The sequence below is a fragment of the Gemmatimonadota bacterium genome, from assembly GCA_026705765.1.
In the GTDB taxonomy this organism is placed as follows: domain Bacteria; phylum Latescibacterota; class UBA2968; order UBA2968; family UBA2968; genus VXRD01.
The window spans coordinates 1-26,828 of sequence record JAPPAB010000142.1 but is presented as its reverse complement, the minus strand read 5'-3'; the positions used below and the strand labels follow the sequence as shown (position 1 = coordinate 26,828).

22 protein-coding genes and 1 tRNA gene are annotated in these 26,828 nt (G+C 51.5%); 10 read left to right on the top strand and 13 right to left on the bottom strand.

Translation table 11 applies throughout. The annotated features are described in order from the left end of the window. Positions 1-71: 71 nt before the first annotated feature. Genes OXH16_18770 through OXH16_18760 form a run of 3 tightly spaced genes read right to left on the bottom strand, consistent with a single transcriptional unit; the run spans position 72 to position 3,898 of the window. On the bottom strand, positions 72-1,523 hold the full coding sequence (locus tag OXH16_18770) for a sulfatase-like hydrolase/transferase (GenBank protein ID MCY3683446.1): 1,452 nt from the start codon (positions 1,521-1,523) through the stop codon (positions 72-74). A 27-nt stretch (positions 1,524-1,550) separates the two neighbouring features. Then, positions 1,551-2,621 carry an LptF/LptG family permease gene (locus OXH16_18765; protein MCY3683445.1) on the bottom strand — a complete coding sequence of 357 codons (1,071 nt, stop codon included), beginning with the start codon at positions 2,619-2,621 and terminating at the stop codon, positions 1,551-1,553. Positions 2,622-2,623: 2 nt separating this feature from the next. Then, positions 2,624-3,898: an LptF/LptG family permease gene (locus OXH16_18760; GenBank protein ID MCY3683444.1), complete on the bottom strand. Its 1,275-nt coding sequence runs from the start codon at positions 3,896-3,898 to the stop codon at positions 2,624-2,626. A 211-nt stretch (positions 3,899-4,109) separates the two neighbouring features. On the opposite strand from OXH16_18760, the gene sprA reads away from it, so the two are divergent. Genes sprA through obgE form a run of 5 tightly spaced genes read left to right on the top strand, consistent with a single transcriptional unit; the run spans position 4,110 to position 13,380 of the window. Next, on the top strand, positions 4,110-10,313 hold the full coding sequence (gene sprA / locus OXH16_18755) for a cell surface protein SprA (GenBank protein ID MCY3683443.1): 6,204 nt from the start codon (positions 4,110-4,112) through the stop codon (positions 10,311-10,313). Between the two features lie 12 nt (positions 10,314-10,325). Continuing rightward, entirely contained in the window at positions 10,326-10,778 is a 453-nt protein-coding gene (locus OXH16_18750; GenBank protein MCY3683442.1) for a helix-hairpin-helix domain-containing protein, read from the top strand. Beyond that, on the top strand, positions 10,775-11,632 hold the full coding sequence (locus OXH16_18745; GenBank protein MCY3683441.1) for a hypothetical protein: 858 nt from the start codon (positions 10,775-10,777) through the stop codon (positions 11,630-11,632). Before OXH16_18750 ends, OXH16_18745 begins: the two co-directional genes overlap by 4 nt. Before the next feature lie 3 nt (positions 11,633-11,635). Beyond that, complete coding sequence (locus OXH16_18740; protein MCY3683440.1) at positions 11,636-12,394, top strand: NYN domain-containing protein; 759 nt, start codon at positions 11,636-11,638, stop codon at positions 12,392-12,394. An 11-nt stretch (positions 12,395-12,405) separates the two neighbouring features. After that, positions 12,406-13,380, top strand: coding sequence for a GTPase ObgE (gene obgE, locus OXH16_18735; protein ID MCY3683439.1), 975 nt, complete (start codon positions 12,406-12,408; stop codon positions 13,378-13,380). 63 nt (positions 13,381-13,443) lie between these two features. Here obgE and OXH16_18730 read toward each other — a convergent pair. From OXH16_18730 to OXH16_18715, 4 genes are all read right to left on the bottom strand, one after another. After that, positions 13,444-13,520 (bottom strand) — tRNA-Arg (locus OXH16_18730). A 253-nt stretch (positions 13,521-13,773) separates the two neighbouring features. Further along, entirely contained in the window at positions 13,774-14,070 is a 297-nt protein-coding gene (locus OXH16_18725; protein MCY3683438.1) for an integration host factor subunit beta, read from the bottom strand. Between the two features lie 101 nt (positions 14,071-14,171). After that, complete coding sequence (locus OXH16_18720) at positions 14,172-14,492, bottom strand: MGMT family protein (protein ID MCY3683437.1); 321 nt, start codon at positions 14,490-14,492, stop codon at positions 14,172-14,174. Beyond that, positions 14,489-14,839 carry a c-type cytochrome gene (locus tag OXH16_18715; protein ID MCY3683436.1) on the bottom strand — a complete coding sequence of 117 codons (351 nt, stop codon included), beginning with the start codon at positions 14,837-14,839 and terminating at the stop codon, positions 14,489-14,491. The genes OXH16_18720 and OXH16_18715 overlap by 4 nt, the downstream gene beginning before the upstream one ends. 70 nt (positions 14,840-14,909) lie before the next feature. On the opposite strand from OXH16_18715, the gene OXH16_18710 reads away from it, so the two are divergent. Continuing rightward, a complete protein-coding gene (locus OXH16_18710; protein MCY3683435.1) occupies positions 14,910-16,091 on the top strand; it encodes a thiolase family protein in 1,182 nt (393 codons plus the stop codon). Positions 16,092-16,184: 93 nt separating this feature from the next. Here the strand turns inward: OXH16_18710 and OXH16_18705 are convergent, their stop codons facing one another. The 4 genes from OXH16_18705 to OXH16_18690 are packed head-to-tail and all read right to left on the bottom strand — an operon-like array spanning position 16,185 to position 20,210. Then, positions 16,185-18,650 carry a DUF5916 domain-containing protein gene (locus OXH16_18705; protein MCY3683434.1) on the bottom strand — a complete coding sequence of 822 codons (2,466 nt, stop codon included), beginning with the start codon at positions 18,648-18,650 and terminating at the stop codon, positions 16,185-16,187. A gap of 8 nt (positions 18,651-18,658) precedes the next feature. Further along, positions 18,659-18,877, bottom strand: coding sequence for a DUF2283 domain-containing protein (locus tag OXH16_18700; protein ID MCY3683433.1), 219 nt, complete (start codon positions 18,875-18,877; stop codon positions 18,659-18,661). Further along, entirely contained in the window at positions 18,874-19,116 is a 243-nt protein-coding gene (locus OXH16_18695) for a hypothetical protein (GenBank protein ID MCY3683432.1), read from the bottom strand. Before OXH16_18695 ends, OXH16_18700 begins: the two co-directional genes overlap by 4 nt. Positions 19,117-19,172: 56 nt before the next feature. Then, a complete protein-coding gene (locus OXH16_18690) occupies positions 19,173-20,210 on the bottom strand; it encodes a zinc-binding alcohol dehydrogenase (GenBank protein ID MCY3683431.1) in 1,038 nt (345 codons plus the stop codon). Positions 20,211-20,379: 169 nt separating this feature from the next. On the opposite strand from OXH16_18690, the gene OXH16_18685 reads away from it, so the two are divergent. Further along, on the top strand, positions 20,380-21,588 hold the full coding sequence (locus OXH16_18685) for an aminotransferase class III-fold pyridoxal phosphate-dependent enzyme (protein MCY3683430.1): 1,209 nt from the start codon (positions 20,380-20,382) through the stop codon (positions 21,586-21,588). 7 nt (positions 21,589-21,595) lie between these two features. Here the strand turns inward: OXH16_18685 and OXH16_18680 are convergent, their stop codons facing one another. After that, positions 21,596-22,843: an LLM class flavin-dependent oxidoreductase gene (locus OXH16_18680; GenBank protein MCY3683429.1), complete on the bottom strand. Its 1,248-nt coding sequence runs from the start codon at positions 22,841-22,843 to the stop codon at positions 21,596-21,598. A gap of 69 nt (positions 22,844-22,912) precedes the next feature. Between OXH16_18680 and OXH16_18675 the strand changes: the two genes are divergently transcribed. Both OXH16_18675 and OXH16_18670 read left to right on the top strand, forming a co-directional pair. Beyond that, entirely contained in the window at positions 22,913-24,145 is a 1,233-nt protein-coding gene (locus OXH16_18675; GenBank protein MCY3683428.1) for an amidohydrolase family protein, read from the top strand. A gap of 13 nt (positions 24,146-24,158) precedes the next feature. After that, positions 24,159-25,007 carry an NAD(P)-dependent oxidoreductase gene (locus OXH16_18670; protein ID MCY3683427.1) on the top strand — a complete coding sequence of 283 codons (849 nt, stop codon included), beginning with the start codon at positions 24,159-24,161 and terminating at the stop codon, positions 25,005-25,007. A gap of 37 nt (positions 25,008-25,044) precedes the next feature. Here OXH16_18670 and OXH16_18665 read toward each other — a convergent pair whose 3' ends face one another. After that, the gene (locus tag OXH16_18665; protein ID MCY3683426.1) at positions 25,045-25,869 is read right to left on the bottom strand and encodes a sugar phosphate isomerase/epimerase; all 825 of its coding nucleotides are present in this window, start codon (positions 25,867-25,869) and stop codon (positions 25,045-25,047) included. Positions 25,870-26,057: 188 nt separating this feature from the next. Between OXH16_18665 and OXH16_18660 the strand changes: the two genes are divergently transcribed. After that, positions 26,058-26,828 (top strand): ABC transporter ATP-binding protein (locus OXH16_18660; GenBank protein MCY3683425.1); only part of this gene is annotated, 771 nt, incomplete at its 3' end.

The window sequence follows — 26,828 nt, the reverse complement described above, 5'->3', positions numbered from 1 at the left end:
TTTGGGGGTGTTAAAGTAAAGTAAAAAAGAGTCATTTGTCACTTAAAAACACAAGCGATTAGCGGTTAGCGTCACAGACATTCAATATCTTCGGCGCCATCGGGTACCGGAACGCTGTCGGGCAAGGCGGGTTGAATGGTCTGTCCCCAGCGGGTAATCAGGCGTATATCGCGATCGATATCCGCGCATTCTCTAAGTACATACTCCGGATCCCAGTGTTCAAAAATGCGGGATATGAGGTGGTCGCGGATGTGTTCATAATTGGGATCGCTGCCCAGATTGTGCATTTCATCGGGATCGTCTTCGAGGTTGTAGAGGACGGGCGCGGTATCGTCGTGATATGTGTAACATTTCCAGGGACCCGTTCGAATCATACACGAGGGTGTGCGTTCTATCCCCAGGTGCTCACTGAATGTTTCATTGGGGTGATCGCTATCATCTCGCCCCATAAGCAGCGGCCAGAGCGAGTGTCCGCAAATGTCCGGCATGGGATCTCCATCTGCCATGTCGAGGAGTGTGGGACCAATGTCCATCAGATTACATATCTGGTTGGTTTCCGCGTTTGGTGCGATCACGCCTGGAAGGCTTGCGATGAGGGGAACGCCCACAGATCCTTCGTAGTAACTGCTTTTCCACCAGCAGCCGTGTTCTCCGGCCATCTCGCCGTGGTCCGAGCAGTAAATGACCAGCGTATTGCGGTCGAGGCCCGTTTCTCGCAGGGTCTGAAGGATGCGCCCGATTTGTATGTCGAGGTATTCACACATGCCAAAATAAGCGGCGCGGGCAACGCGAATGCGTTCTTCGTCGAGGGGGGGATAGAGGCCGCGAAGCTGTTTGAATTTGCGAATGGCTGCGGGTTCATTGGGCGTGTGTTGGGGGATATCGACGCGGTCGTAATAATAATCAAAAAGCTCTTTGTGTGCGATGAAGGGGCAGTGAGGTAAAAGAAATCCCGCTACGGCAGCAAAGGGGCGGTCGCCGGGATTTTTCGCTTTGTCGCGCAGATATGCACTGGTTCTTTCCGCGACCATTTCGTCAAAAACGTGGTATGAGCCATATCCTCGTCCAGCAACTTCGACAGCCGTGCGATTTTGCCCGGTGGTCGCCGTTGAAATGCTTTTGAAGAGGGGCGCGCCCTGCCTGTTTGCGCCCGGATGTGTGGCACCGTATTCGCCGAAGGGGCGATTTTCAAAGCCGTGTCGCTGGTCGTGTCCGTTGAAGTGCATCCGCCCAATAAGCGATGTTTCATATCCGACGAGTCCCATGGCGTGTGCCCAGGTGGGAATCCCCGAATGCAGCAGGTGATTGTTGTTCCACACGCGATTGGCCGAAGGCATGCGACACGTCATAAATGACATGCGGCTGGGCACGCAAACAGGTGAGGCACAATACGCGCTTGTGAAGCGCATACCGTTTTCTGTTAGCTGGTCGAGGTGGGGCGTGCGCACGAGGGGATCGCCATAAGCACCAATGTGATATTTGCTGTGCTGATCGGAGATCATCAGGAGAATATTGTATTTCATGTGGATCCTCGAATGTTAAGGTGTTAACTATTTGCGCGTTGTGAGAAGGGTGATAATCCCAATCGCGCCAAAGATCGCATTTGCCCCCCAGGCACCCCAGGCAGGAGATAGCACATCGTTCCAACCCATGGCGCGTCCGAGTTGAATGCATCCGTAAAATGCAAAGCAAATCAGCAAGCACATGCCAATTTGGATGGGGCGTCCCGTCCGCTGCATGCGAGAGGCGATGGGAAGGCCAAAAAGGGCGATCACGAAGTTCGCAAATGGAAATGCCAAACGCATGTGAAGTGCCACAGATTCTCGAAGTGTTTGGCTGCCGTTGCGCGATTTGCGATGGATAAAGTCCGTCAGTTCCGAATACGTCATCTGGTCTTCGGGCACGACGTCGCGTACGAGGTCTTCGGGCGTTAGTGTTACATCTTTTGCCGCCCACACGCGAAATGCGCGATAAAATTCTTTACCATCTGAAAATACACGCCGATCTCCATTCATAAAATGCCATTCTGCGGCGGCCCAAACGATTTCTTCGGCGCGAACGCGCTCTGCGAGTGACCCACCTTCGTATTTGTCGAGTATTACCTGCCGTCCTTTCAGGGCCTGGGCGTCGTATTCTCTCATTGACAAAACGCGCCTGCCCGTATCCCGCAGCGCAATTTGCACGCGAATGGACTGAGGCCCAACCGCTGATCGACGCGGTTGCTCGATTTTCGATCGCGCCCGGTTTGCCCGCGGCACGACTTGATCGGTCATTGTAGCGGCCAAAATACTGATTCCAAGGGCAAGTATTTGCAATGGAATCACGACTTGATAAAGACTTATGCCAGCGCTTTTCATTGCCAGCAATTCCCCACGCTGTATCAGCCCACCCATACAGAATAATCCCGCGAGCAAGACCGCCATTGGAAGCACGAGGACGACAATATAGGGCAAATAGCATAAATAATAAGATAGAATTGTTCCCAGGCCGACTTCGCGGTCTATAAACGAACTGAGGCGATCTACCAGATCAATTACGACAAAAACAACCGTAAAAGCCTGCAAGCTGAGAGCAAAGGGCATTGCAAATTGGACGATGACATAGCGGCTCAAAATACGCACGGCTATCTCCTTTTTACGCCCCACTCGCAGATAATACGAGCAGATAGAACAACGCCGACGAGGGCGGTCAATACATTGGGTATCCACATCGCAAACCAGGGCATGAGTACCCCGCGGTCAGCCAGTTTTTCACCTCCGATGAGAAAAATCCACCACGCCAAAAAAAAGCCAATGCTAATTGCCGCGCCAATTGCCGCACTGCTACTGCGCGCCCACATGCCGATAGGCGCGCCTACCAGCACAAACGCTACACAGGCTGCGGGAATTGAAAATTTTTTGTGTACCTCTACGCGCAATCGGTCTGCGGCTCTCAACTTATGGCTTGCAATCCGCGTATCGGCTGCCGCGCGTCCCAATACAGCGCGCAGCGACTGCACGGGTTTTGTATCAGTAGAATCTATTAACACTTCGCGCACAAATGCATTCAGGAGATTTGCTCTTTTGATCTTCGCCTGATATAATTCGCTTTCGTATTGTGCAATTTTGTGCTGCATGGTGGCGATATCCATTTCTCTATCATTGCGATACGCCGATGAAGACCGCGATAACTGTTGGCCCGCATCACCGAGCCGCAACCTGGCTTTGGCAAATGTCGTGAGCGCATAGACTGTGGAATCGTCTGGATCAATGCGGTGCATTTCTCCTTGAAAAAGATAGAGCAGAGCCTCGTCGCGCGCTTCGTCAAATTCGACAACACCGGAATCGGCAACCGCGGTTTCGGGAAACCCATCGCTATTAAAGCTATATACCAGTACGTCATGGAGGATATTCCCGCCCGCATCGGCGCGATCAAATAAAATCTGGTAATTTTTGAAATCGCCGATCATTACACCGGCTTTGTCGGCGAGTGCGACAGCGGGGCGTTTGCGGTGAATATCTGTCATCAATACGCGGGCGCGGTGATTAAATTCGGGCAAAATGCGATCATTAAAAATCACCAGCCCAATTCCCAATAGCATTGCGACGATCAAGACCGGTCCTACGACCTGATGTATCCCAATGCCCAATGCGCGCATGGCCACAATTTCGCCCGAGGCACTCAAGCGGCCAAATGCCAGCAGGGTGCTGACCAGCACAGCCATCGGAACGGCGAGTGCAATCATCCAGGCCGTGTTTAAAAAAAACAACTCAAAAACCACACCTATGGGTACGCCTTTTCCCAGAATGCGATCGAGCATTTGCAACACGAGATCAATGACGAGAAGGAAGATGATCACGGAAAAACTAAATAAAAATGGCGTTATCAGTTCGGATATCACATACCAGCGCAAGCGCATGAGGAACCTTTTGCAAAAAAATAAGTTTAACGATCAACGGAATATACGGCTTTTTATCTCTGAAAAAAAGACGCGCTTACCGATATTTATCTCCCGCCAATTTCTTCGGATTTTACCTTGACTTTCATGTGGCTTATGCTATTATGTACTTTGTTCGACAGTCTATCACCTGCTCCTTAATACAACTTTCCGTCTGTTTCCCAAAGTCCTTATGAAGTTTATTCACATTCACCTGTGGTCGCGCGGCCTCAGTGTTTTATTTTTTTTCGCGTTGCTCTGCCCGATTATTGCTCTTGCCACGCCGGGTTTGCGCCCGCAAATAGGTGTGTCAACGCTTGAAGCCTTTTTGCGCGATACGCCTGGATCCACTTCTTATTTTCCCAGAAGACGCCCATATGCGACTCCTACGGCGCAACTGATAGAAACAGAAGCCGAATATACACTTATGGTGTTCCGCGATCTGGGCGGTACGCCTTACGGCCTTCCAGTGATTATCAGTCTGGGCGACTTTATGCGCTACAAGTTCTACCACGATACCCATCGCCTTGCACAGGAGCGATTGGGAGGACGCATGGATGAAGATACAGAAGGTGAGGGCATAATCGATGTCAAAATACCGATTCGCGTTCCCCAGCGTTTGAGTGCTATTACCGGAGAAGGGGCTGCCAATCTCACCATACGGGGGTACCGCCGCATCGAATTGTCGGGCCTCTCGCAATACACTTTGGGACAGGCGCAAGCAGCCCTCACGCGCACATCGCGTTTTCCCACCATCAATTTTGAACAAGAAGCCCGACTCACTGTCGAAGGCTCCATTGGCGATCGGATATTGGTTTCGCTGGAGCAGGATAGCGAAAGACAAGGCTTTGAACTGACCGAGGGCCTGCGCCTGCAGTACAAAGGCGATGAGGACGGCATTATTGAAACCATAGAAGCGGGCAACACGACACTGGCTTTACCCGGTACGCGACTGATTGGATTTAGCGGTGGAAGTAGAGGCGGACTGTTTGGCATCAAAACGCGGGGGCGGGTTGGCGCCATCAATTTTACGGTTGTCACATCTCAGGACAAATCGTCGAGTGGTCGCAAAACCTTTACGGGACAAGGAGATACGGGACAAGGGCAAGGAAGGGCTGATGCAATTCCCGATTACAGGTATGTCGAAAACACTTACTTTTTTCTCGATAACACTTATCGCGAGAATTTCCGCAGCGGCTTATTCCCCGCGCCGGGCGATCGCGTCACTGAGCAAAGCGTGCGCGTATTCATAAACGACTACAACGCGCAAAACGACCTCGAAGACTCGGCCATTCCCGGTATCGCATACCTCGTGTGGAACAATGGATCGCCCGATGAAGGAGCGTCGCGTCGTTCTGACAAGGGCGTTGAAGAAGGTACGTTTCACGAGCTCGACCCCTCCGAATTTACGCCTTTACCCGAAGGCTATCTCATCCATGATCGCGGTTCAATTTCGCGGGGCTACACGCTTGCGGTGGCTTATCAAACCGCGTCTGGTGAAAACTTTGGCGACATACAATTTATTCCCGATCCGGGAAATCCAGACAAAAAAATTCAACTCAAGCTCATCAAAGCCAGGCAACAACGCCCCACAGATCCGACATGGGGGCTTGCGTGGCGCAATGTTTATCGCCTGGGTGTGCGCAATATCGATCCCGCTGGCCTGTCCGTCGGCATTTTTCGCAATGTGCCGGGTGAAAGTCCACAGGATAATCAGGAAGGCAGGTCATATCTGGAAATTTTTGGCCTCGACCGGCACACCAATGGGTCTTCTGAATCTTCTCCTCCAGATCGACTCATCGATATTGGCACGGGTAATGAAATTCCCGGGCTGAGTCTCGCCAGAGGACATCTCGTATTTCCCTTCCTCGAACCTTTTGGCGAGGAGGGATTGGGCGCGCCAGATCTCGAGGTGCGCGTACCGGGCATTTACAATGAGACCAACACGTCCAACCGCCAGGAAGCGGGGCGGTATGAATTGCGGGTGAGTTCCACGAGCAAATCGACCGAATATAACCTCGGATTTGGCGGACTGCTTCAAGACAGCGAAGTCGTTCGGCTGAACAACCGAACCTTAACACGCGATACAGACTACACGATAAATTATCTGACAGGCCGTTTGAAATTTATTGGCGATGCCGAAAACGAGGTTGCGGATCCGTCCTCTGAGTTGGACATATCGTATCAGACCAAAGACCAGTTCGGTTTTGGACAGTCCAAAAGCCTTTTGGGCGTGCGTCTCGAGCGGCCCTTTGACGATCAGTATTCGCTTATTGGCATGACCTTGCTATACGGCAGTCAAAGTACTGCCTCGCCGCGCGTGCGGGTCGGGCAGGAACCCACGCGCACTATTTTGTGGGATGCCAATGCGCGCTTCCGGATGCAACCCAAACTGTTGAGCGATCTCGTCAATTCAATTCCCCTCGTGAACACGCAGGCGCCGTCGTCTATCGACATGGACTTTGAGATCGCGCAAAGTTTGCCAAATCCCAATACTAAAAATGTGGCCTATATCGATGATTTTGAAGGCGCTTTGAACAGCACGGCGTTTGCAATTGGCAAAATAGGGTGGAACCGCGCAAGTGTTCCCCTCCGCAATAGCAGAATGCTCACATTGCCACAAGGGCGGCTTACGTGGTATAATCCCATTGATCGCGACAGGGCATCTCTGTCCCGAATTCAGCCCACCCGCGATGACATAAGCGCGGAACAAGACATTGTAGATGTTCTCAAACTGCGATTTGATCCCGCGCGTAGCAATGGATTTCCCATCCGATCGCAGAATAATGAAAACGGTATTCCCCAACAATCATGGGCGGGGATTATGCGCTATGTCAATGGTCTCGATTTGTCGCGGTCTAAATTTCTCGAACTCTGGATTCGGGGAGATGATGGGCATCTGCACATCGATTTGGGTGATATTTCTGAGCGCGTTCTCCTGCCCCTCGATCACCCCATGTACAACGATCCCGGCGACCGGGAGCGATTTCCAAGTGGCTTTCGCACAGAAGACAAACCCATCGGTGGCTTGCCCACAGGAGACGATATCGTCATCGACGAAGAAGATATTGGTCTGGATGGATTGACCGATACCGAAGAGGCCGAGGTCTTTCGAAAAATATTTCCAGGTGTCACTGTGCCCAGCGATCCTTCGGGAGATAATTTTGAAGACGTAGATCAAAACACGACGGATATCCTGCGTCGCTATCCCTCTGGTCTCAATGGAACAGAGGGCAACAGGGCAGAGCGCCAATCTCGACCCGATACCGAAGATCTCAACGGCAATGGTTTTCTCGACGAGCGCGATAGTTTTATCCGATACAGCGTCGATTTGTCCAGCAATAGGGGGCTGTCTCCCGCATCGGGGGCCTTTACTGGCCCATCTGCGCTTGTGCCGGGCACGGAATCCGATCTCTTTCCCGAATTGGGTGGTGTTACGGATCCTCCGTGGCGCTTGTTGCGCATCCCTCTCAAGGGGCAAGACGCGCCGCGCACCTTTGAAGGGAGCCCCGACACCACATTTGCCAGCGAGATTGACTTTGTGCGCGTCTGGTTCGAACACAATGACACGACCTCTGTCGAAATCTATACTTTTAGCGCGACTGGCAGTGAATGGCAGGAAGACCCCGTCGCTTTTGGGCAGTTATCGGGCGATTTTCAGGTTTCGACTATCGGGACAAACAACACTTTTTACGAATCTCCTCCGGGCCTCGAACGAGAAATTGACCCCACCACGGGTATTCGTTTATCTGAAAATTCTCTGGTGCTCGAATTCGTCGATCTCTACCCGGGCGAATCCATCTCGGCATCCCGCAGTTTTGCCAATGGCGAGGACTATACCGAATACGGTGTTATGACGCTGTTTTTGCACGGCGGAAATCCGGCTGATCCCACTTACAGCACCAATTTTTCAGATGCCGCAGATTCCATGAGCACAGGCCCCAGTCCGATTGAATTTTTTATGCGATTTGCGCCCATTAATGAAGATTCTCTCAACTTTTACGAATATCGCTCGCGGGTTTATCGCGGTTGGGCAGAAGAAACCAATACCGTTCGATTAGATCTCGAGATTATGTCGCAACTCAAAGGCCAGTTGCTTGACCTTCAAGCCACCGAACAAGTCTCTGATACCGTTAGTGTGTCGCTTCGCCGTGGCGAATTTCTCGCTCACTACGACAAAGAGGGCAATCGCATAGAGATCGACGTGGATGGTCGCACCTATATTGTGCGCGGTAATCCCGCGCTGGCTTCGATCAGAGCCTTTACCGTGGGGATTCGCAATCGCGGCGATGAGATTCTCATTGGCGAGAACGAAGTCTGGATGGATGAATTGCGCGTTGATGATATCCGCAAAAAACCCGCCTTATCTGCCCTGGCTGATACGCGCATAACCCTCGCCGATCTGGGCAATCTGACGGTCAATCTGGAACGCCGGAGCGGTGATTTTCAAGACCTTCAAGGCAGGGCTTCGGGCAATACCACCACGCGTTTCAACTTTGACAGCCAGCTCAATATCGACAAGTTCTTTCCCAAAGAATGGAATACCTCCATACCCGTCCGATTTAGCTATAATCGCTATACATCAAGCCCCCGCATACGCCCGGGATCGGATATTGTGCTTACCCCGGAACAAAAAATCAACGAAAGCGATGTGCGCTCTCAGACGCGCTTTACCATTTCGCTGAGAAAGCGACCAGCACGCGAAGACCCGAGCCTGATATCTCGCGTTTTCTTTGACAAAGCTTCCACGTCGCTCAACTACAGTTCTGATGCATCGACAACGGGTGCGATTACACAGCGCAGGCGAAGCCTGAACCAGAACTTAAACGGCAATATGACCTATAATCAGGTGTGGTCTCAGCGTGAAGCTCTCGCCATTTTCAAGTGGGTGCCCTTTTATAAAACGCTCCAGGAAGCGCAGTTTTTTTACCTGCCCTCCAGCATCAATTACAACCTGCGTTTTAATCGCGGGGTATCGGATCAGACCTCATTTCGCGCCATCGCTGGCGACACGTCAAATGTGATTGATACAGTGCGAGAGACTTTCAATCTGACCGAAAGTTATGCCATTAAACTATCGCCATTTCGCAGCCTGAATGCCGATTATTCGCTCACTATCAACCGCGACTTGCGAAATGGATACGCTCTAACCCAACTCCAATTTGGACGTGAAGTATCGCGCAACCAATCGCTCAACTTCAGATTTACGCCGCGCATCTCAAACTGGATTACCGTGAATCCATCGTATTCGGCTACGTACACGGATCGCTTTGAAATCGGTGGGGAGCGCGTGCAATACGGCAGTATTCGGCGCGGACTCACGGTCAATAGCCAGCAAACGGCGAATGCGCGCATCAATCTCAACCTGCCCAGTTTGTTTCAACGCTGGACGCGCAGATCAGGTAAAGACGGTGGTTTTTCCATCTTGCAATGGATTGGAAAAGTGGGTGGCCGCCTTCAGAATGTGACGAGCAGTGTTTCCCAGAACAAATCAGATAATTTGTTTGGCCTCACGAACCGTCCTGCATTGGCCTATCAATTAGGCTTTCGCGATACGATCCAGGTCCCCATTGTGGTCGCGACCACGGGGACGAGAACCAACGCCAGCAATGTGCGAAGACAGGCGCAGGTATCCAGTGGTATTCGGTTGCCTCTGGGCCTGAATTTCAACACCTCTGCCAATTATTCCGAAAACGAACGCACGGGCAATATACTCGGCAAAGACGATCAGGTCATCTTTCCCAAATTTGACGCGAGTTGGCGCGGTCTTGAGCGCGTGCCTTTGATCGGCCGGCTTTGGGTTAGTTCCAATGCCAGTTTCGGATACCAGGAATCGCGCACCCGACGGGGTGATGGCAGCCTCAGTCTCTCGTCGCGTTATTTGACAAGCGATGCAAGAGAAATATCGTATAATCCGCTTTTTCAGTGGAGCGCGCGCTGGAAAGGCGATGTGAATACGACATTTAGCCGCCGCCAAAGCAACAATGATGAAATCCGCTATCAGCGCAATGTGACTGCCGATACAGCTTCTGTGCAACCGACCCTTGCCGATCGTCTGATCGGAACCACTTTGACGGAAAACGGTACTTTGCAAGCAGATGTTCGCTATTCGCTGCGCGGAAGATTTCAACGCACTCTGGATCTCACGCTCTCCTTTTCGCGCAATTTGAATACACAAACCGAAATGCCGCGAAGTGCCGAACCCGATGCGCCAGCCGAACCCATTATCCGCCAAAACTCGGCATCCTGGTCTGTTAGCCTGGGTACGCAATATGCCTTTAGCTCGCGATTTACAGGCGGTACCACGTTCCGCCATGAACGGCGCAAAGACAAACTGCGCGATCTCACCAATGTGACCTGGGATTTTCGATTCTGGGGTGAAATCGGATTTCAGTAAAAGGACTTTTTTGTGTTCACTTTTAACCGCAACGAACAAATTATTCTGTTGATGCTTTGCGGCGTTCTGATTGTGGGGATTGTTATCCGTTATCTCGACAGTAGAGATCCGGATCGCATCCCCGATTTTGAGGTGCGTAAAAATGTCGTGGAAGCTCCACTTCGAGAAGAAGCAGAAGTTGGTCAATCCCTGTCGCCAACTGAGGCGGATGGAAAAGCGGATGCCTCTAAAAAAAACGAAAAAGTAGAAGTTGCCCCGGCAAGGGAATTGATCGATATCAACTCGGCAACGGCAAAAGAGTTTGAGCGGCTGCCCCGCATTGGGCCTCAAATTGCGGGACGCATTGTGATCTATCGCGAAGAGAATGGGGCATTTAAACGCATTGACGATATTACAAAGGTCAAGGGTATTGGTACCAAAACCCTTGAGCGCCTGCGACCACACCTTACGATGAGCACGCCATGAGTACAGCTACGGGCATTCATGTTTTGGGCAACACCTTGCGCGTGGTCCATCTTGAAAAATTGGATAATGCGTACTATCTCAGGGGTCTGATTAACCAGCGCGTATCAGAGGCTTTTGATTTTGATCCCCAAAAAGAAGTACCCAAATCTTTTGTTGAGGAATTGGGTCAAGCACTTGAAAGCCTGCCAAAACCGATTGGTACGCTCTCTTTTTGTCTTTCGGGTGGTTTGTATCACATCCAAAAAATTCCTCTCGAAGTCGCGGGGGAAGAAGATCGCCGCGAGCAGATTTTTTGGGAAGCATCACAGGCACTTATTTCTCCTATTGACAATTGTGTGATCGACTTTATTGCGGTGGGGCGCGCAGCTTTTTGGACCGCAGTGCGCAACGGGGTGATTGACGCACACGAAACTCTGTGTTCTGCTCTGGGAGAAACCCACCTGCATCTCTCCGTTGCTCCGCTGGCTCTATTTTGTGCGGGACTGCCCGCTCGCGTATGGGAGGAAGCGGGTAGGCAAATGGCTATTCACAGCGACTCCTCTGGGGCTTTTTATATTTCTGTGGAAAATGGTATATTAGTCGATGTTGAAACAGCAAGCCCCGATTCTTTGCGTCTGCAACGCTGGTTCTCTATCTCCAGTTCTCCACATCGACCCTGCAAACGGGTTTATCTATCGGGGGATATACAGGCCATTGATCCACCAGCAGACCTCAACCTTGTAGAATATCCAATTTTTCGCGGTATAGACACTGTGCAGTTGTCAAAACGAGATCGCGCAGAACTCGGACAGGCGAGCGGATTTGCCCTTGCCCTTGGCGCGGGGTTACACAAACTCATATCGGAGACTCCATAACACATGGCAGACTTTCAAGAACAGATTAAAAAAGTACAAGAGGCAATAGCGCGTATTGAGCGAAAATTAGATCAGATCAACATGGCACAGGCTTCAATTCGAGACCTTCGAGAGATTAAGTCCAGAGTCTATAAAGAGGCTATTAGCGGTGCCAGAGAGCGCCGGGAAATTTTTGACACTCTCGACGCCATCCAGAAAAATATCGCTGCTCTACAGGCCAATGCCCGCGCCCGGTTAGATCGGCGCACGGCCATTCCCGCGCCCGAATTGCGGGTTGGGATATTTGTCGATGTACAGAATATTTTTTATGCTGCAAAACCGTTTAATGCGCGTCTCGATTTTGAAAAATTGATGGAACTCAGTGTGGGCAAACGCCGCTTGATCCGCGCTATTGCCTATGTCGTGCAATCGCCAGATGTTGACCAGAGTAACTTTATCTCAATGCTCCAGCAGAAGAGCTATGAAGTAAAAAGGAAAGATTTGCGGCAGCGCAGCGATGGATCGGCTAAAGGCGATTGGGACATGGGCATGGCCATTGATATCATGCGATTTGTCGATAAACTCGATGTCGTGGTTCTCGTGAGTGGTGACGGCGATTTTGTACCTCTGGTCGATCTCGTTAAAACTCTGGGACCGCGCGTTGAGGTCATTTCCTTTACCTACAATACGGCGAGGGACCTCATCAACAGCGCAGATGAGCACATTCCCATTGAAGAGGCCCTGCTTTTGAGAAATAGCGCACAGGCAGCGTCCGCAACATAGCGAATTTTCCCATGTTTGTCGATTTAACCAGAATTTATGCCCGTTCGGGTAGCGGCGGCAATGGATGCAAAAGCTTTCGCCGAGAAAAGCATGTGCCGCGAGGTGGGCCAGATGGTGGCGATGGCGGCAATGGGGGGGATGTCGTTTTTATAGCGGACCCGCGTCTTTCCACACTGCTCGATTATCGGTATCGACAACACCTGAGCGCAGGGCATGGAGAACATGGATCGGGGCAAAAGAGAGCGGGACGTCGTGGCGAAGATGCAGAAATTCCCGTGCCGGTTGGCACGCTTATAAGGGATACAGAAACGGGCGAAATTCTCGCGGATTTGACCGAGCCGGGGCAGCGCGTTGTTTTGGTCGAGGGTGGTCGTGGTGGTCGTGGGAATGCGCGTTTTGCCACGCCGACGAATAGAGCGCCAGAGTATGTCCAGCCTGGAAAAGCGGGGCGAGAACGCCATCTGGAACTCGAACTCAAACTCATCGCCGATGTCGGTCTGGTCGGCCATCCAAATGCGGGCAAATCGACCCTTCTATCCAGAGTGTCTTCGGCACAGCCCAAAATTGCCGATTATCCCTTTACGACCCTGCAGCCCAATCTGGGCATTGTCAAATGTGGCGATTACGATAGCTTTGTTATGGCAGACATTCCCGGCCTGATTGAAGGCGCGCATCGCGGCAAAGGGCTTGGGTTTCAGTTTTTGCGTCATATTGAACGCACACGCGTTCTCCTTTTTATGGTCGATGTCACCAGCCCCAATCCCGAATACGATCTGTCAGTTTTGAGAGAAGAACTCGATCGTTTCAGTCCCGTATTGCGCGAAAAACCCGCGATGCTTATTGCTACTAAGCTGGACTTGTTGCCACCCGAACAACGCAAAGGGCCATTTTTTCAGGGGCAAACAGATATGGGAATTTCCTCTGTCACAGGTCAGGGCCTGGATGCGCTTATTCAGAAGTTGTGGGGTCTGGTACTAGACGCATAGACATAGTGAAGTGAGACGAAAAAATGGGGCGAGAGTCGTTTGTGACTCTCGCCCCATTGGTTGTGGTGCGACATACAGGATTCGAACCTGTGACCTCTGGTTCCGGAGACCAGTGCTCTATCCAACTGAGCTAATGCCGCAGAGGGCAGACTACGGATAGGCCCCTGCCTTCATTGGTCTATACCGGAGTGTATCACAGCCGTTTGTGACTGAAAATGCCGGCATATCCAGGTACAATGTCAGGGGCTAAGTCCATAGCGTCAGTGTAGTATATCGCCTTTAGATTTTCTTTTTATGTCGATCTCTTCGGCGCCTTTTTTTTCGCTTATGCGTTGCGATTTTTGCGCGTTTGCGCTTTTTTCCGCTGGGCAAGAGCTACCTCCTGTGGGTGCATTAGCTGGATGGAATAACAGAGACCTCAGCAATAGAATTACGCAGTTCGCGTGAGGGTTTGAACACGGGCGTTGCGCGCGAGGGAATTTTGACAACCTCGCCAGTTTTGGGATTGCGACCTGTGCGCGGTGCGCGGTGAACGACTTTAAATGTGCCAAAACCGCGGATTTCGATGTGTTCACCCTGCTCCATTGCTGCGATGAGCGAGGTGAGAAAGCCCTCTACAACGACAGAGGTATCTGTTTTGGTCAATCCCGTAGCGTCGGCAATCTGATTGACAATATCAGCTTTGGTCACTGCATCCCCTTTCTCAGTATTTACAGACGTATTTCTCCCCTAAGTGCGTGAATGATAAAAAAACCGATTATCCTTGTCAATACACAAATTTGATTCGGGTCTTAAACATCAGCCTCCCACCTGTAAATTTCGAGATCGACGCGACCATTGACAAATACGATGCCTTCTCTTTCAAGGCGGGCTTCCTGGTCGTGATGTGCCATGTGATTCCCGCTGCGAATGGACACCATTCCCCGCGCATTGATGACCCGATGCCAGGGACAGGATGTGTGCGGTGGCAATTCCGATAGTGCTCTGCCCACTTCGCGCGGTCCACACCCAACCTGTTCGGCAATCTGTCCATAAGTTGCCACAGTACCTTCGGGGATTTTGGCAACCTCTCTGTATATCCGCTCGTATTTTTGGTCAATCTGATTTTTCATGGATACCTTTTAAGTAGATATTGGACGAGTATTTTTCGCCGTGCAGGTGCGATTTCAAGTCTGGGCATTGGCGTCGGGTATTTTTTTTCATACGCCTGCAATCGGGTATTGTCTTTTGCGTACGCAGGGGGATCAATCAGAAATTCTTCCAGTGATTCGGGTGTCCATTTGCTTTGTAAGCCCTCTAATCGCGGTCCTTGAGAGCCTCCAGAGCCGTTGATTTCATGGCATCTTGTACACCCCGATTCGATAAATACAGTTTTGCCATCGGGGGGGACAGAACAGGACATCATGAGGATTAATGTACACAGGATACTACACAGGGCAATGGCGATTGGATATTTCACCTTTTATCTCTTATTTTTTGCATTATTTTCAGGTCTGGACGTATCTTAATAGTAAAATGGAGGAATGACTATGAAACACATTTATATCACTGGAAGCAAGCGCACGGCTATTGGTGGATTTACGGGCGGCTTTGCCGAGGTGTCTGCACCGGAATTGGGCAGTGCGGTCGCGGCGGCTTCGATAGCGCAGGCAGACATAATCGGCGATGAAATTGATGAAGTGATTTTTGGCAATGTGCTCAGTGCTGGCCTGGGTCAAAATGTCGCGCGCCAGGTTGCTATTGGCGCGGGTCTCGATACTTCGGTCGGGGCGACAACGGTCAACAAAGTTTGCGGTTCGGGCCTCAAATCCATTATGCTCGCCGCGCAGGCCATTCAGTGTGGCGATGCCGACTTGATTCTCGCAGGGGGCACGGAAAACATGAGTCGCGCGCCCTATCTTCTCGAAAATGCGCGAACGGGGTACAGGCTTGGGACAGGCGAACTCGTTGACTCAATGATCCGCGATGGCTTGTGGGATGTGTACAATGACCTGCATATGGGTACATGTGGTGACCAATGTGCTGAGCGCTACAATTTTTCGCGCGAAGACCAGGATGATTTTGCCATTAGTAGCTATAAAAAAGCTCTTTGCGCCGATAGAGAAGGCCGTTTCCGTAGCGAGATTGTACCCATAGATGCACCTTCTGGCAAGATAATTACAACCATAGATCGGGATGAGGAACCTCTGAGATTTGACGAGGACAAGCTCCGCCAACTGCGCCCTGCGTTTTCAAAAGATGGCACGGTGACGCCCGGCAATGCGTCGAGTATCAACGATGGCGCAGCGTCTGTTATTGTCCTTTCTGGCGAAAAAGCAGAAGATTGCGGTATTGCACCCGAAGTTGAGATTTTGGGTTATGCCACACACGCACAGGAGCCGGAGTGGTTCACGCTCGCGCCTATTGGTGCCATCTCCAAACTTTTGTCCAGGCTCTCCCTTAAGGTCTCAGATATCGACCTGTTTGAAATCAACGAAGCCTTTTCTGGCGTTCCAATGGCGGCGGCTCAGGATCTGGGCATTCCGGCGGAAAAACTCAATGTCAATGGCGGTGCTGTCGCGCTGGGGCATCCCATTGGGGCGAGCGGCACGCGCATTCTCGTAACGCTTATTCACGCCTTGAAAAGCACCGATAAGCGCATTGGCATTGCCTCACTCTGCATTGGCGGAGGCGAAGCCGTCGCGCTGGCTGTTAGACGAATAGACGAATAGACGAATTGCGAGACACACTGATTTTGGGAAGATGGGGGGGCGTAGATGAACTGGCCTGAGAGGCGGCCAGTTGTGCCCCGTTCCGTAGATTCGTCACAGCCCCAGAAGGTAGGAGAGTTTGAGGAGCACTGAGCGGTTTCGCCGGGTTAAGGTCGGATCGGTGCCATAAGCGCTGTCGAAGACGAGAAAGATGTCGCTGCCGGGGCGATACCGGTAGTTGAGGAGAAAATTTGCGCTTGCGAACTCTTTGTCGTTGTTCCACTGCACAAAGAGTTTGACAAAAAAGTCTGTGGAAAAGGAGTATTGCAGGCGATTGCTGAGTGTGTGAATATTAAAATTACCCTGGGGGAGTCGGACCCAGTCGCCCTGATATTCGACTTCATAAGACAGTTGGCCAGAGGGGCGAAAAGCACTTTCCGAGCGTATGGTATAGCGTCTTCCCGTGTAGTATGTGCCTGCCTCGAAGACGATGCCGGGGCGCAATTTTCGAGATCGGCTGGGTCGCGGTCCCGTGGTAAATGACGTGAAGGTATATTCCCCGGGGGGGATGATTACATCTTTGTTTCGCGCAGAGGGAGAGAATTCTTCATCAACCACGTCGCGCGTGCGTTTTAATTCGTTCCGCCAGTAGTCGCCGGTATTGAAGATCGTATATACCGAGAGTGCGGCTGTCCAGTATTTCACATTGTTGTCGCGGTCTGTAAAGATTTGCGCTTCGGGACCGATTGACATGTAGCGAATATTGGCGAATTTCGGTCTGGGTCGGTAGCGCGCATAGAGGTCATAGCGTCTGAAACCTTCCAATCCACTTCTGCTATTGATGAATCCCACAGCGGGTTCAAATTGTTCCTCGACATCGAGAAATTTTAGACGCGCCCAATATTTGGTGCCGCGGTAATTCATAGATGCAAACCGCGCATCGTCTGCGTTGTCAATCTGCGAATCCCATGTTCGCGCTGCAAAAGCCTGGAAATTCAAGGTTGACGTTGGAGAATAGTTGAAATCAACACCCCCCGCGCGGTTGTACTGGTTCCATCCCTCGTGAGGGTCATCGATTTGTTTGTTGACCATGATGAAACCGAAGTTTGACCGCGCGAATACGTCGCGTCTTATGCTGAGGACCGAGTAGTTGGTGCGGTGTACCTGGACTGTGTCTCCATCTTCGGCAAACAATGCCGCGTCGGTCAGCACATTGAGACCGCCAATACTCGTTCGTCCCTCTTTTCCCGCGATTTTTGAACCGACGATAATCGGGATTTTTTTCCCTTTTTCAAGGCCGATGCGTCTGGTGTAAAAAAGGAGGGTGGGTGGTCTGGTGCCGCTGCCGGTTCTTCGCGCTTGTTCGCCAAATTGGAATAGGTTGGCGCCCTCGAGAAAGAACTCGCGTTTTTCGGGGAAGAAGAGGCGGAACTGCGTCAGGTTGGTTTGTTCCTGGTCGCCTTCTACCTGTGCGAAATCCGTGTTGTAGGATAAGTCGAGCGAGATATTTGACGTGATGCCATAGCGCAGATCGAGGCCCGTTTCAAATGTGCGGCTTTCAGAGGGGTTGATTGCCTGATCGTCCATGGTCGTGCCCGGCAAAGCGTAGGGTTTGAGATAAATCGGACGTCTGGCGCGAATGTGTTGGAGGCCGTGAAGTTCGCCGATGTCCGCCGTGCGGTAACGCTCTGTGGATGAAGAAGTCTGCTGGCCGACGACGAGCTGGGTCGCCAGGTTTTTTCGGGCAATATAGCGCGCGAGATTGATGCCCCATGTGGCGTCGGCAGCTTGCTTAAACCGCAGTTGGCTGAACGGGATTTCGATTTCGACTGTCCATCGATCGGGATAGTGTCTGGTGCGGGCGGTCCAATTGCAATCCCAGTCGCGGTTATAGGTTCGCCCCTCGTTGGAGAGCATCAAATCGCTTTGCGCCCCGAGGGGATTGACAGAGAAAAAGAAGCCGTTTTGCCGATCATTGTACGTGTCGAGCAGGATTTGAATATTGTCGTCGCCGCGGATCTCGGAATCTCGTCGCATGTTGTTTGCGATAAATTGAGAGGAGTCCGGGACGAGGCATTCAAAACCGAAGTAGATGCTTTTGTCTGTATAGATAATCCGCACGACTGTTTGTTCGGGACTCGGCATCCAGTAGTTTGGATCGCGCTGTACAAAACCCCTGATCGGTGTTGCCCGCGACCATACGGGGTCGTCCAGCACGCCATCTACATTTGGATTTTCGTCAACGCGAGCAGCGTAAACAATCCGCTTGGATTTTCGTGCTGATCCGCCTGACTGTGCGCTGCTCAGTACCACTGCATCGCCGGTATTTACCGCTGTTCCGTTGGCCTCTACAATTCTCGTTACGACCAGTTCTGGCAATTCTTTGATGACTTCGAGTTGCGCGCCTGCCTCCTGTCCGTTCTGCACTGTGAGATTTGACCACAACGGAGCCAAACCGTTCATGCCCGTGACGTAAACGAGGTCTCCCGAGACTTGCTGTACTGTGCCTTCATTCGCCAGCAGGTCCGTAGTGGTCAACAGGATGGATAGACATATCGCTATGGTTTGGATTTTTTGCATGGGTCGTGTTATACACTGCTCATTTCAAGTGTACCAGGCAACTTGCTGAGCGTGAGTTTTTTTAGTTCAACCTTCTTGCTGGCGTGGTCAATGTCGATGCCAACAAGCTGGCCCTCCGCATCATAGTCGAGAATAATGCCTTCCGATATTTCTCGACTATCAGTACTGGTTCGCTCTGAGAGATCTATATATAGAGAATCCGTTTCCGGGTAATAGTTAAGTCTCATGGCTTGAATCCTCGATCTGGAAAGGCATTGTGAATTGTAACTTTATCTTCGAGTGTAATGACCCTCAAGTAGCGGTCACCAAAATCGTCTATTGGAGCCCAAAATCGAAATCTATTGTGTTCTTGAGGCTCTGAACGAACGGCATTTTCAACGGCATGAATACACCATTCCTTTTTTAAGTAGGGGCGTTTACGCAGGACTTCTTGCTCAAAGTATTCCGTGAATTTGTAGTTAGCCATACATGTGATTTTGTATGATTTGAAATATTACTTTTCGTCTTTCTTATTGTTCGCAATTAGACAAGAGAATGATCAACACCGAGTTTAATCCCGGTTTCGGGATGTTCATTCATTTGCATATAGGCTTCGGCAACATGGTTAAGGGGCACGATGGGATCAATTAAGCCTTCGGCGTTTAGGCGGCCTTCGACGAGGAGGTCGTAGGCTTCTTTATTTCCGCGCTTTTTGTCCCACCCGTAATCCAGCCAGGGTTCGCTGTCGGATCTCACGGATATAATGCGAATCCGATTGCGATGCCATTCGCCGGTCAAATGCAGGCTTTGCATGGGGGCATTGTAATAGGCTGTGGATACAACCGTGCCCTGATAGCGCGTTGAACGCAGTGCATCGGTCATTGCAGCGGACGATCCGCTGGTTTCCATAGATACATCGACGCCGAGTTTTGCGGTGGCTTGTTTAATGACCATGCCGACATCGGCTTCGCGCGGGTCCAGGACGAGGTCTGCACCGTAGGCTTCGGAAATCAGGCATCGCTTTTCAATGGGATCAATTGCCGCGACCCAGCGCGCGCCGGCGATGCGGGCGAGTTGTACGGTCATCAATCCAATCGCCCCCAGACCAAAGACTGCGACGCGATCCCCAATGCGGATATTGGCATCTCTGACGCCTCCAAGGGCAACGCCTGCGGGGTCTGTAGCCATTAGAGCCTGCCACGAGACGCCATCCGGTGCTTTTTCAACGCGATCCGCCGAAAGTGTATGCGTCTCTCGAACGGGAGCGTGACCAAAAATCCGATCTCCCACCCGAATATTTGACACGTCTTGTCCCACATCTGTCACTTCGGCGACATACATATTGCCCAACCGTTTGGGAAACGCGTCTTTCTGTTTTTGTCCGCGCAGGTGCATGCGCCATTCCCAGCTAAAAATATCGGACGCATCGAGTGTATTGGCCTGGAAACCCCGGAACTCCGTGCCGTGTTTTACCGCTGAATACAAGCTTTTTGCACGTACCTGATCTCGATTTAAAGGTTCTTCATTGTATTCTCGCAGTGTCGTGTGTCCCGGCCGGTCTGCTATGAGTTCGCGTGGCATAAATTCTCCGGTTAGAAGTGAGGACGATCCTATCAAAATAGGATAAGATAAGAAAAGGCGGGGGGCAAGTACAATAGGAGCGCAGAAGCAGTCTATTTTGTGCTTGTGTCTGTGTGAGAAGTTCATTTGTTAGAAAAAGAGGTTCAATTTACGCGCGGAGGAGGTCGAAATGTCAAAAAAGAATTATACCATTGCAAAGTCAAAGGCTCTGCTGAATCGCTATGGCGATGTTCTGGTTCGCGGGTACATTCCGCATAAGAATATTTTTGGCCAGGTCGATATGGGCTATCCCGCATTTGTACAGCGCGCAGCGGGAGCGCGATTTTGGGATGTGGATGGCAATGAGTTTTTGGATTATGTAATGGGTTTCGGGCCGATTGTTCTGGGGTATGATGATCCTGCTGTGTGCCGTGCAATACAGGATCAGGTGGCGAATGGCACAGTGTACAGTCTGGCGTATCCCAGGGAGTTGGCGGTTGCAGAATTGCTCATTGAAGTGATTCCATGTGCGGAGATGGTGGGTTTTTTTATTGGGGGCAGTGCAGCGACTTCCAGCGCGGTGCGCCTGGCGCGGGTATATACGGGTCGCGATAGAGTGATTACGTGTGGGTATCACGGCTGGCACGATTGGGCGCGTCCGGACGATGAGGGTGTCCCGAAATCCGTCAGTGAACTGACCTGTGCGGTTCCCTACGGCGATTTAGACGCTCTGGAATCGGGTTTGAAGAAGTATGACAATCAGGTGGCGTGTGTGGTGATGGAGACGATTCAGGGGAGCGGCCCGCCGGATGGATTTTTGCAAGGGTGTGTGGATCTGGCACATGAATACGGCGCGGTCTGCGTGTTTGACGAGACAAAGGTAGGGTTTCGCGTGGCAATGGGCGGCGCGGGGGAATATTATGGGGTTGTACCCGATATTGCGACGTTTGGCAAAGCGTGTTGCAATGGGTATGCGGGAAGTTTTATTGCCGGGAAGCGCGAGATTCTGGGGTCAAAAGCGTGCCAGTCGGTGTGGATGACAGCTACCGCGCACGGGGACCCGCTCAGTTTGACGGCAATGGAGGTCGTGATAGGGGAACTTCAGAGGCGGGATGGCATTGCCTATCAATGGAAAATTGGAAGCCGATTGATCGAAGGTATCAACGCGGTTTGCAAAGCAGCAGGGTTGAGTTATCATCTCATTGGCGTTGGGCCCATGCCGCGTCCCGTCATAGACGATTCTGACCGCGAGCGCTGCATGGAGATGCTGCGGGGATGTCTTGCGCGGGGGTATTACTTGCATCCCTCGCATCCGATGTTTCTCTCCCTGGCACATACAGAGGCGGATATCGAAGATACAATAGAAGCGGTGCGCGAGGCTATTGGGGATTTGGATTAACGTCGGATTATGAGGACTTTTTCCCCGCAACGGATTCCACAATTTCGAGGTCTTCTTGCTTTTCGTCAGGTGATTTTAAGAGCGGATAGGCTTCGAAGGGTGTGGATTTGGGTTTGTCTATTGGTGGAATTTTAGAGAGTGCTTTTTCGATAGCGGGACCGAGGCGTTCTGCTTTTTGTGCGGCGTATATTTCGTGTCGCGTTTTGAAGTCGGGTAATACATTTTGTGCGAAACATTCGAGGGATTCGCATATATGATCGTGTCTGTTGTTGCCAGCTTGTTGGAGGAAGACGACCTGATCGACGCCGATTTCTTCCATTGATTCGAGGTGAGCGCGTATTTCATCCGGGGATCCAATGCAGCCTGATCCCGAACCTTTTTTTCGTTCGGGTTTGTTTTGCTGGAAGTCTGCCCAGATGTCAAATTCGCCGGGGATGTGCGTCCCGTGACGGTAGTAATGGGAGAGTGCATAGCCGAAAAATTGGAATCCTTCGAGGCCCTGTGCGCGCGCTTTTTCTCCGTTTTCGTGACACATAAATCCAGCGACCATGGCGATGGTGGGGTTGACAGCTTGTCCGAGGGGTTCGCATTCGTTTTCAAATGCGGTGTAGTATTCGTCAACCCAGTATTTGGCGTCTTCGGGTTCAATGAAGGCAAAGGTGAGCGCGCCGATGCCGTGTTTTCCCGCCCAGCGAATGCTTTCGCGGTTGGAACAGGCAACCCATAGTGGTGGGTGGGGTTTTTGCAGGGGTTTGGGCAAGACGTTGCGTTCGGGCATTGAGAAAAATTCGCCGTCGTATCCGGGATACGGGTCTGATGCGAGCATTTTGGCGGTTTCCCGGACGGTTTCCGCCCACATTGCTTTTTTTTCTCCAGGCGGCACGTTGAATCCCTCGAGTTCTGCGCGAGAGGCCGATTCACCCGTGCCCCATTCGACGCGTCCATCGCTGATCAGGTCGAGGGTTGCGATGCGTTCGGCAACGCGAGCCGGATGGTTGTAATTGGGGGGCATGAGTACAATGCCGTGTCCCAGGCGGATATTTTTCGAGCGCTGGCTACAGGCCGCGAGAAAGACTTCGGGGGCTGAGGAGTGGGAGTATTCTTCCAAAAAGTGATGTTCAACTTCCCAAACATATTCAATGCCGATCCGGTCGGCGACTTCGACTTGTTCGAGGGCGTCTTTGAAAAGCTGGTGTTCTTCGCCTTCTGCCCATGGACGGGGAATCTGGTGTTCGTAAAAGATGCCAAATTGCATGAATAGATCTCCGGTGATCGAGATGACGGTGTTTTGTTGTTCCACCTACATTATACAAACAAAATAATTATGTCAAAAGTGATTAAATCCAAATTGTTGATTGTCCATCCCGATTGTGCACCTGTTCCGCAGGGGATGGTTGTGGTGAACAAGGGACGCGTGGTTGATGTCGGAACTGAAATAGATGTGCCTCCAGACGCCGAGGTTGTGGATTGCTCGTCCTATACCGTGATGTCGGCGTTGATTGATTCCCATGTGCATATTACGATTAACAATCGGTTCCACACGCCCTTGAGTGCGCATTTCGATCTGGATGCGACAACGGCTGTGTTGCGCGGTGCGATGAATTTGCGAAGTGATTTGAACACGGGCGTGACGACCATGCGCACGCTGGGAGATCGTCCGGGTGTTGAGAAGGCTTTTCAGGGTGCGATTGGTCGCGGCGAAGCTGTAGGTCCGAGGTTGAAGGTGTGTGTGCGGGCATTGAGACCGAGCCATGGGACTGCGCCTTTTTTGTGTTTTCCCGCGGATGGGGAAGAAGAACTGGCATTAAAAATCAGAGAGAATTTTTCTCAGGGTGCGGATTGGACCAAGTTGTTTATTACCAATGTGCGAGAGGGCGACTCTTATGAGGACTATATTCGGGGTGACCTGACGGATGTGGCGGCGTATTCGAAGCGGGAAATTGATGCGGCGATTGCGGTTTCACACGATCTGGGAATTCCCGTGGCCGCACACGCGATTGGTGGGCTGGCAATGCGCTGGGCGATGGAAGCGGGGATCGATAGTATTGAACACGCCAATTTGCTGACCGAAGAGGATGTGGCTTTGTTTGTGAAATCGGGCGCATATTTGAGCGATCCCAATTTACAACTGTTTTTCGACGATGAAGTGGGTTTTGCGTCTTTTGATACATGGGCGTGGGATTGGTGGCGCGAGCGGGTTGAACGCGCGCGTGAATTGACGGCAAAATATATTCCCGAAGCCGTGCGTGCGGGTGTGAAAGTGTGTTTGGGTACCGATAGCACGCATGCAACGCTCTGGCGCGAGGCAAAAGAACTCGTTGGGTTGGGCGTGTCAGAGGTGGATGCGTTGAAGGCGGTGACGACGAATACGGCTGAGATGTTGGGCATGGCGGATTGCGTTGGACATCTCGGCGTTGGGATGTTCGCAGATGTGATTGCACTAAACGGCAATCCGCTTGAAGATATTGCATGCTTGCGGCAGGTGAAGATGGTGATGAAAGAGGGGGAGGTTATCGCAGATGTTTTAGGTGGGGCGAGTGATATTTTTAGTGATTAAATGAGGAGGGATTGTGAGTACAGTACTGATTACTGGAGCGAGTGGTTTTATCGGTCGGGCACTGTCTGTCTCGATGGCGGAAGACCACAGGGTGATTTGCATGAGTCGAAGAGATCCAGAATTGGATTTGCCCTATGTAAACGGCGAGTTTGGCTCTTTTGAAGATTTGCAACAGCTCAATGATGAGGCGATTGATGTTGTGATTCACCTCGCGGCTGTGACCGGCGGTTGTTCGGAGCGCGACGCGCTGATTGTCAATGTGGAGGGTACGCGGTGTTTGATGCGCTATTTGATGGATCGCGGATGCCGCAAATTTGTGATGGCGAGTTCGATCGCAGCGGTCGGGATGCAGAATGAGGCTTTTCGTCCACAGACATTGCCGATTCCCGATGAACACCCATGTCTGGATCGCAATGGGTATGGTTTGTCGAAATTTTTGATGGAGGAGATCACAAAGTTCTATGCGCGGCAAAATGGCGATATCGATGTGATTAATTTGCGCCTGTCTTCGGTGCCGCACGCCGGATTGCCGCCTTTGCGAAATATTTCTCCGACGCGGCAGTGGGGCTTGGGCTCCATGACCATTATGGATTTGCCAGATGCAGTTCGGGTCTTCACGCTGTCTGCACAGTCGCCGCACAAACCCGGGGTTCGCATTATGAATGCCGCTGGTCCAAAGGCGTGGGTTGCCGTACCCGTGGCGGAGATTTTTCGCGCCTGGTGGGGAGACGAGGTGGATCTGTCGCATTTTGAACAGCGCGGGCATGAATACGATAGTGTTTACGATGTGAGCCGGATTAAAGAAGAATTGGGATTTGTGGCAGAGCGATTGCCGGAACGCGGAGGTTCTGATGGTAAATAAAGCCAAACAACAGACACTCCGTGTGTAGTCTAGAGGATCACCCTTCCAATCCTTCCAAAATACCCCTGAGATAGCCGATGCTGCGTGCGGCAATGGTTTGTGCATCGGGTTTGAAGTCAAAGACTTCTACGGATACATAACCATCGTAGTGGCGGTCCTTGAGGGCGCGGAGGATGGATGCAAATTGTAAGTCGCCAAATCCCGGACCGCGCAAATTGGGGTCGTTGACATGGACATGGCGCATGGCTTTGCCCGCTTCGGCGATTACATCCACATGGGATTTGTTTTCAGCGGCTGCGGCTTTGGTATCGACCATGGTCTGGAAATTTGGGTGGCCGACATCGGCAACCATTTTGAGGGCTTCAGAGATGGAGTTCAGAATATTGGTTTCTTTGCCGGTGAGTGCTTCGATGCAGTAGGTGACGTTGTTTTGTTTCATTTCTGCAGTGCAGTTTGAAAAGATATCGACGGCGTATTTCCAGCATTCTTCGCGGTCCCAGCCTTTTTGGATGTTGCGCTGTGCCGGTGAGCCGTGGATCATAATCTGTCCGCCCAGGTCGCCGCAGAAGTTGATCAATGCTTTGATATAGTCCTCAGTTTTGTCGCGGATGGCTTTGTCCGGGTGTGTGAGATAAAGCCCCGGTGGACTGGCGAGTAGCCAGTGCAGGCCAACGATTTCCACGCCGGCTTTTTCCGCGGCTTTGCGAATGTCGCTGCGCTGTTTGGCAGAGATTTTCGTGACGCTTTCCGCGAGTGTAAAAGGCGCGATTTCAACGCCGTCACAGCCGATTTCCGCTGCGTAGTTAAAGACGTCTTCGATTTTCCAATCTTCAAAAAATTCATTGCATACTGCGAGTTTCATGATGCGATCCTTTCGTGCTGGTTTTGGTGATGCGGCAGGTCTATGGCACAACGCTTTAGAATATAGTAGAAGACGCTTGCGGAATCACGTAGAATTTTATCTTCATTAAAATGGCTTGACATGCCCATGGGTTTTCGCTACCATACGTGCGTTCAATGGTGAACTTTATTGTTTCAGAGGAGAACACAATGGATCAGGAATCGGCTGCTGAACAACAGGTTGATACTGAAGATTATATTATCAAAGTTCAAGGGGTCTGGAAGACCTATCGGATGGGCGACCAGGAAGTGCATGCCCTGCAAGGCGTGAACCTCGATGTGATTCGCGGTGAATATTTGTCCATTATGGGTCCTTCGGGATCGGGTAAAACCACGATGTTTAACATGGTCGGGGCACTGGATACGCCCACGAAGGGAACCGTATTGGTCAACGGTGCCAATATGGGCGATATGAGCCAGGGGCAAATTGCCTATTTGCGCTGCCACAGTGTGGGGTATATTTTTCAGTCGTTTAACCTGATTCCCGTGATGACGGCGCTTGAAAATGTGGCTTTGCCCATGGTGTTTTCGGGCATGGCGCGCAGTGATTACGAAGAAAAGGCCGCGCACAAATTGTCGCTGGTGGGCCTTGCCGACCGTCTGCATCACAAACCCTACGAGTTGTCGGGTGGACAGCAGCAGCGCGTGGCAATTGCCAGAGCGATGGCAAATGATCCCGATTTGATTCTGGCTGATGAGCCGACAGGAAATCTCGATTTGAAGACCGGGCAGGAAATTATCGAGTTGTTGCTCAAGATGCAGGGCGAAAGCGGTGTGACCATTGTGACCAATACCCACGATCACAAGATGCTCGGGGTATCTGATCGCGTGGTCGATTTGCGCGATGGACAGGTTGAGCGGGTGAGTGGTGCGCGAGCACTGCAATCGAAGCCAGATCAGCGCGCCGCGTCGCGGGAATGG

Bases quoted from the DNA above. Each gene is read 5' to 3' on its own strand.
- OXH16_18770 (MCY3683446.1), bottom strand. From the start codon at position 1,523: ATGAAATACAATATTCTCCTGATGATCTCCGATCAGCACAGCAAATAT.
- OXH16_18760 (MCY3683444.1), bottom strand. From the start codon at position 3,898: ATGCGCTTGCGCTGGTATGTGATATCCGAACTGATAACGCCATTTTTA.
- sprA (MCY3683443.1), top strand. From the start codon at position 4,110: ATGAAGTTTATTCACATTCACCTGTGGTCGCGCGGCCTCAGTGTTTTA.
- OXH16_18745 (MCY3683441.1), top strand. From the start codon at position 10,775: ATGAGTACAGCTACGGGCATTCATGTTTTGGGCAACACCTTGCGCGTG.
- OXH16_18740 (MCY3683440.1), top strand. From the start codon at position 11,636: ATGGCAGACTTTCAAGAACAGATTAAAAAAGTACAAGAGGCAATAGCG.
- obgE (MCY3683439.1), top strand. From the start codon at position 12,406: ATGTTTGTCGATTTAACCAGAATTTATGCCCGTTCGGGTAGCGGCGGC.
- OXH16_18720 (MCY3683437.1), bottom strand. From the start codon at position 14,492: ATGAAAAATCAGATTGACCAAAAATACGAGCGGATATACAGAGAGGTT.
- OXH16_18710 (MCY3683435.1), top strand. From the start codon at position 14,910: ATGAAACACATTTATATCACTGGAAGCAAGCGCACGGCTATTGGTGGA.
- OXH16_18705 (MCY3683434.1), bottom strand. From the start codon at position 18,650: ATGCAAAAAATCCAAACCATAGCGATATGTCTATCCATCCTGTTGACC.
- OXH16_18700 (MCY3683433.1), bottom strand. From the start codon at position 18,877: ATGAGACTTAACTATTACCCGGAAACGGATTCTCTATATATAGATCTC.
- OXH16_18695 (MCY3683432.1), bottom strand. From the start codon at position 19,116: ATGGCTAACTACAAATTCACGGAATACTTTGAGCAAGAAGTCCTGCGT.
- OXH16_18690 (MCY3683431.1), bottom strand. From the start codon at position 20,210: ATGCCACGCGAACTCATAGCAGACCGGCCGGGACACACGACACTGCGA.
- OXH16_18685 (MCY3683430.1), top strand. From the start codon at position 20,380: ATGTCAAAAAAGAATTATACCATTGCAAAGTCAAAGGCTCTGCTGAAT.
- OXH16_18680 (MCY3683429.1), bottom strand. From the start codon at position 22,843: ATGCAATTTGGCATCTTTTACGAACACCAGATTCCCCGTCCATGGGCA.
- OXH16_18675 (MCY3683428.1), top strand. From the start codon at position 22,913: ATGTCAAAAGTGATTAAATCCAAATTGTTGATTGTCCATCCCGATTGT.
- OXH16_18665 (MCY3683426.1), bottom strand. From the start codon at position 25,869: ATGAAACTCGCAGTATGCAATGAATTTTTTGAAGATTGGAAAATCGAA.